Here is a 6,063-nt window from a genome sequence, read left to right as displayed (position 1 = left end):
ATCACCCTCAAATTCTGAATAACTCATCCCCATATTTGTTGTATTAGAAATAACATTTATAGTGTTATCTGACTTAACTTCAAACACAAATTCATTTTTATTTACTTCATAACCTTCAGGAGCTTCAAACTCAACTATTTTATGAATACCTTGAGTTAAACCTCTAATAACTACTTCACCATTTGAACCAGTTTGTAACTCTTCTGTAGTACCATCAGGTAAAGTATGTCTAAACTTAGCATTAGGTATTAAAGTTGATGTTCCACTTTGAACCTTTTTTATAACAAAGTTTAAAGAATCTTCTTTTATTATTGGCTCGTTATAAGTATTTACTAATTCCCCACTACCACTAGTTGTTATTTTCTTTACAAATATCTCTGAATTAATTTTATACCCAATAGGAGCTTTAGTTTCTTGAATTGTTAATGTTCCTGCTGGTAATGTAGGAACTCCAAAACTAGTGTACCAAAATGCATCCCCTGATACCTTATAAGAATCTTCTAAACGAATAAATCCATTAGAATTAGTTTTCATAATCCAAGTTCTAGTAGGACTAATACCTAAGTCTGCTGGATTAACACCATCGTTATATTCACCTGCATAAAATTTAAAAGTAAATTCAGCATTTTCTAATGTTCCACTACCTTGAGGTGAAGCATTTCCAGTATCAGCATCTACTTTTCTTAAAAGCACACCTACAGGGTCAGTTTGTGGTTTATCAGTAAAGTTTCTTGTAGCTTTACTACCCGAAGTAACTGTCATAGTATAGATATTATTATCTAAAGCATATCCCTTTGGAGCCTTAATTTCTTTTATATAATAAGTTCCTGCATCTAAAGAAATTTCTTGAGACCAACCATTAGAACCTATTGTAAGAGTTGCCACTTGACCAGTTGCATTAGAACCTGTAAATACCCCATATTCTGCACCTGTTATGTCATAATAACTATTCCCATTTGTAATAGATGGGTCAGCAGAAGATTTAGATATTTGTAATGAACCCTTGGGACTATATTCCCAATAAGCAATTGATTGATATGCAGAATTTGATGGATCTCCAATATAAGCCTTAAAAGATGATGGTGGAGATGCAAGTCCTGAAACTGCATTTGTTAATCTTACACCCATACTCTTATTAGTACCATGTCTAATATTAGATATTGCCATAGCAGTTCCTAATCTTAAAGAATTATAAGTCCAACCACTAATTTGAGCTGGTCCTTCAGAACCGTAATACAATATCTTTCTAATAGTATCGTTTGTTACTTCTTGTATATTTGATAATCCAGTACCTGATGGTGGATCTGCCTTAGTGTGGTCAGCACAAAATGCTGCTCTACCATTAACAGAATAGACACCAGTTTGTCCCATAAAGATACCACCCTCATAGTAAGTTACACTATTTTCGGGAGCAGAGATATTAGTATGATTAGGTCTCATTACTGTTACACTTCTAGCCATAGCTAAATCAAATGCAGAGAAACCAAAGCTTGACCTAGCCATTCTATTAATAGATGGTATCAAAATATACTTAGCATCTACTTGAGAGTAAGCATCAAATAAATCATTCGTAGATGTTATATTATTCGATGATAACCTAATAAGTGTAAGTAAATCCCCTAAATAAGTTTCTTCTAAATCCTCGATATACTCTTGTTTAAAGAAGAATTGAAAATCAACGTACTCTTCTAGGTTGTTAGAAGCTACTAATGATTTTCTAAATTCTAATGATTCTGAAGAATCATAGTTACCAGCTTCATATTCTGCAATAAACTTCTTAGCTTCTTCAGATACACCCTTTTCTTCTTCAATCTCATCATTAACTTCTTCTTTAGTTTCTTCTTTTATATCATTGTTAACTTCTTCTTTTATTTCATTATTAGTTTCTTCTTTAGTTTCTTCTTTAATCTCATTCTCAACTTCATCTTTAGTTTCTTTTTCAAAGTTTACATCAATAAAAGTACCATCGGATTTTGTACTAACATCATATATTCTACTGTTTCCACTTTCTCCAACTTGAGAATCAACACCACTTACAGATGCTATTAAATATCCATCATTAGGAGTTACTGTTAATTTCAAATCACTATTTACAGTTGCATTAGCTCTTAATACATCCTTATCTTCTAAAGAGTATTTTGAATAGCCATCATCAACAATAACAGTACCTTTACCATTAACTTTGATTTCTAACTTAGCAACTTCTTCTATAGTTTGTGCTTGTGCTTTTATATCACTTCCCATTCCTATAAAAATGCACATAGTTAGAACTAAACTTAAAATTCTTTTAAGTTTTCTCACTGTCATCCCTCCTTATTTTTTTCATTTTCAATTTTTTCTGTGCAATACTTACAAACATGATCTCCATTTAATACAATAGTTCCACACATTACACAAGTATTCATTGCAATTCCCCCTTTCAATTATTGAAATTATGCAATTAAAAAACTCCAACTATATTAAATAGTTGAAGTTCTTTATGTTACATAATTTTTTGTACTAAAAAAACACCTAAACTAATAGGTGTTTTAAATAAAATATAAATATTGCTATTTGTAAAAGGTGTTCCCAGGGATCACCCTTTATTTAATTATTTTTATAAAAAAATCCATTAATAAATTAATTAAAAAATAAATTCCTATACCAAATAATATTCCATAAACTATTAAAAAATTAACCTTTCCACTATCAATAAAGCTATCTATTATAGCTGATGCCTTTCTAATCCCTTCATCTCTTTGGAAAATAACAACATATCCTATATATATAGTAAATATAAATAATAACCCTCCTAAAATAAGAGCTATTATTTGTATAGTATCCATTTAGTTTCCTCCTAAGGCATATTATTTAGTTGCACTACAACCGCTGCACTTATATCCAGTAGTAACTGTTTCATCCCAAGCAGCTTTATCAACAACCCATTTATCTTCATATACTGCATCATGATTTATTTTATTAGTTCCTACTTGTACTTGTTTCCAATCAGTACGGAATCCCCCACAAGAGTAATTTCCAGCTAATGCTTGTTGTTCTATATGCCCCCAAGGATCTGATGTTATATCTAAACCACATCCATTACAAATTGCCACTTCTTTATCTTCATAAATCGGAATTTCTTCTGTCCATGCTTCACTAACTATTTTTTTCTCGTAGTGTCCTTGTTCATCATGATGTATTACACTAGTAATTGGCACCCATCTATGAGTATGAGCTTCTTCCTTATTAGTAGTATTTCCGCCCGTTGAACCACTACTAGAACTTCCTGTATTATTACTACTGTTTGAGTTAGAAGAACTTCCACTAGATGGCTTACTATTAGAATTACTCCCTTTATTAGTATTAGTGTTAGTGCTTGTACCACTATTTTCTATAGTTGTTGAAGTAGAATTTGGCTTTGATGTTGAAGTATTCGAAGTAACTTCTTTACCTGCTTCATCATTATTATTAGCTACCTTCTTTTCTGTATCTGCTATCTTATTTTCTAGTTCCTTTTTTTCTTCATCTGACATATTAGATGTATCTATACTTTTTAATTCTTCTAATTGCTCTTTTATCTCATCATTTTCTTTATTAGAAGCTTTTTTATCATCTTTTTCTACAATAATATTTTTATTTTCTACATTTTTATTATTTAATATTATTGTTCCAACTACTGTTAATGCTAAAACTCCAGCTACTGTTCCTGTTATTATTTGTACTTTTCTATTTTTTAAAATTTCTTTTATTTTTTCAAATTTCATAATACACCTCTCACATTATATTATTTTGTGTTCTCAAGGAACACTTTTATTTATTGGGGAGAAAAACTCCCCTTGATAAACTTACAGACCTTAATTAAAATTTGCATTTTATATTCTTTGTAATCCCTCAAGTCCTGTAAATTATTAACCTATTTTTTTATATACAAATGTTTTATCATACTCTCTACCTTCATTATTTCCTAATTTTCTTGGCATATCACTAGTATATTCATATCCATTTGCTTTAGCTTTTTCCTTATCTAAAACTAAATCTCCTTTAGAATTATTCTTATATGCTGATAAACTTGATTTAACAAGTGATCTATCACTCATAAATTTACTACTTTCATAATTTATCGCTTTATTTATTTCTCTTAATTCTATTTGCTTTAATCTTCTATTACATTCAAATATAACTTTCTTCCTTTTCAAATATTGTATTCTTTTTTGAGTTGCTTCTTTTGTTCTATTTAATTCTATAGAAATCTCTAAAGCTGTACAACCATTATTAAACATTTCTATTAATATTTTGTCATCTTCTCTCCAACTTCCCTGCTTAACCATAACTCCTCCTAAAAAAGTGTATAGTTCACCCAAACCGCTAGGGTGGAAATTTTCTATTTCCTCCAAATTTTTAATTTATATAACACTTTTCTTTTTTTGAAAATACTATGTTCAAATAATAACATAAAACAAACATTTCTGTCAATAAATAATACATTTTATATAAAATTTATTTTTTATTTACATTAACCTCTTTTTTTATGGTTTAAATTTTATATTTCTGTTAAAACTATAGTAGGAGGAAGTACATATGAGTTGGATTAATCTTGGAAAAAAAATTAAAGAATATAGAAAATTGAATAATATAACACAACAAGAATTAGCTAATAAATTAGGAATATCAAGGTCTACACTTTCATACTATGAAAATGGTGAAGTTGAACCTAATATTTATACATTATTAAAATTAAGCGAAATTATGAATTGTTCTATGGATTATTTATTTAGTATTGACGTTCTAGATAATACAGATGTTAAAATTGATTATTCAAGTTATATAAATAATAATGAAAAAACTATTAATACTCCTAAAAACAACTATGTAGATGAATTAAAAAAACTACTAAAAAAAGTTGAAAGAACTTTTATTGAACTCGAACAATCAAAGAAAAGAACTGATCTAATGTATGATGAATTAAAAAGAACTAAAAATAGACTTTTTAAAATAGATGATTTATCTAAGAAGCTAGATTATATAGAAACACTATTAGAAAAAAATTCTAATGATAAGGAAGAATCTTCAGATATATATTATGATAGTGATTTTTCAATGTATCAACGTAAAATAGCTGAAGATACTCCTCCATATAAACCAAAATAAAAAAGATAGTCAAGAGAGTAACTTTTATTATTCTCTTGACTATCTTTTTTTTAATTAAATTCTCTTATTATTTATATAAATAGTATTTATTATATAATACTATTTATTTTCTATAATTATAGAAAATAAATAATTAATTTAAAAGGAGAGACTTATGCTAAAAAAAATCTATATCCAAAAAACTATATTAAAAAAAACAAGAAACTTTTCTTTTTAAGGAAGAAACTTTGTACTGCTAGTCATACTTACAATTATGTAAAAAAATTTTTTAAGCATTGTGATAAAGAGATATTAATAGCAATCACTCTTGATTCAAAAAACTACATATCCTCAATATCTATTGTCTCAATTGGCTCTATTAACACTTTAAATACCACACCTTCTGAAGTTTTCAAAACTGCTATAATAACTAACTCTAACAGTATAATTCTAGTTCATAATCATCCTAGTGGTGATCCTACCCCAAGTAAGCATGATATTGAAGAAACTTTACTTTTTAATAAAAGTAGTAAAATTCTTGGTATTAATTTTTTAGACCATATTATTATTGGAGATAATAATTTTTTTAGTTTTAAAAAACATAATATTATTTAATTACATAAACTAAAAAAGTGTTCTCAAAGAACACTTTTCAGAAATATAATCTTTATTAAAATTTCCTCTATTTTTTTACTATAACTCTTATAATGTTATAATAATTATATAGATAAACTTAAAATTTATTTTGGGTGTACTGACACCTTAATAATCTGAAAGATTTACGTGATTTAATTGCACGTCGTTGGTAGGCAACAAAAAAATCAGTTAATTTGGAGTATATGTACTTAGTACAGATACTCCATTTTTTATACAGGGGGATATATGGCAAAACTAAATAAAGATGATGTTTTAAAAACTATAATTAAATCTGCTAATCTTTATAAGAAAAATTTAGTT

6 protein-coding genes are annotated in these 6,063 nt (G+C 27.7%); 2 read left to right on the top strand and 4 right to left on the bottom strand.

Features of this window, described 5'->3' with window-relative positions; genetic code table 11:
• From Q0Y03_RS14975 to Q0Y03_RS14960, 4 genes are all read right to left on the bottom strand, one after another.
• Positions 1–2,301, bottom strand: a 2,301-nt coding sequence (locus tag Q0Y03_RS14975; RefSeq protein ID WP_297714598.1) for a SpaA isopeptide-forming pilin-related protein, incomplete at its 3' end; no start/stop codon positions are given.
• Positions 2,302–2,582: 281 nt separating this feature from the next.
• Positions 2,583–2,825 (bottom strand): hypothetical protein, encoded by a 243-nt coding sequence (locus Q0Y03_RS14970; RefSeq protein ID WP_055291731.1) that lies wholly within the window; start codon positions 2,823–2,825, stop codon positions 2,583–2,585.
• 21 nt (positions 2,826–2,846) lie between these two features.
• A complete protein-coding gene (locus Q0Y03_RS14965; RefSeq protein ID WP_297714597.1) occupies positions 2,847–3,743 on the bottom strand; it encodes a hypothetical protein in 897 nt (298 codons plus the stop codon).
• A 144-nt stretch (positions 3,744–3,887) separates the two neighbouring features.
• Positions 3,888–4,307 carry a hypothetical protein gene (locus tag Q0Y03_RS14960; protein WP_221700970.1) on the bottom strand — a complete coding sequence of 140 codons (420 nt, stop codon included), beginning with the start codon at positions 4,305–4,307 and terminating at the stop codon, positions 3,888–3,890.
• 250 nt (positions 4,308–4,557) lie between these two features.
• On the opposite strand from Q0Y03_RS14960, the gene Q0Y03_RS14955 reads away from it, so the two are divergent.
• Both Q0Y03_RS14955 and Q0Y03_RS15585 read left to right on the top strand, forming a co-directional pair.
• Entirely contained in the window at positions 4,558–5,127 is a 570-nt protein-coding gene (locus Q0Y03_RS14955; protein WP_297714596.1) for a helix-turn-helix domain-containing protein, read from the top strand.
• Positions 5,128–5,256: 129 nt separating this feature from the next.
• Positions 5,257–5,721, top strand: a complete 465-nt coding sequence (locus Q0Y03_RS15585) for a JAB domain-containing protein (protein WP_363318757.1) — start codon at positions 5,257–5,259, stop codon at positions 5,719–5,721.
• Positions 5,722–6,063: the final 342 nt, after the last annotated feature.

Source organism: Clostridium sp. (assembly GCF_026168755.1).
Lineage (GTDB): Bacteria > Bacillota > Clostridia > Clostridiales > Clostridiaceae > Clostridium.
This window is presented reverse-complemented; position numbering and strand designations above follow the sequence as displayed.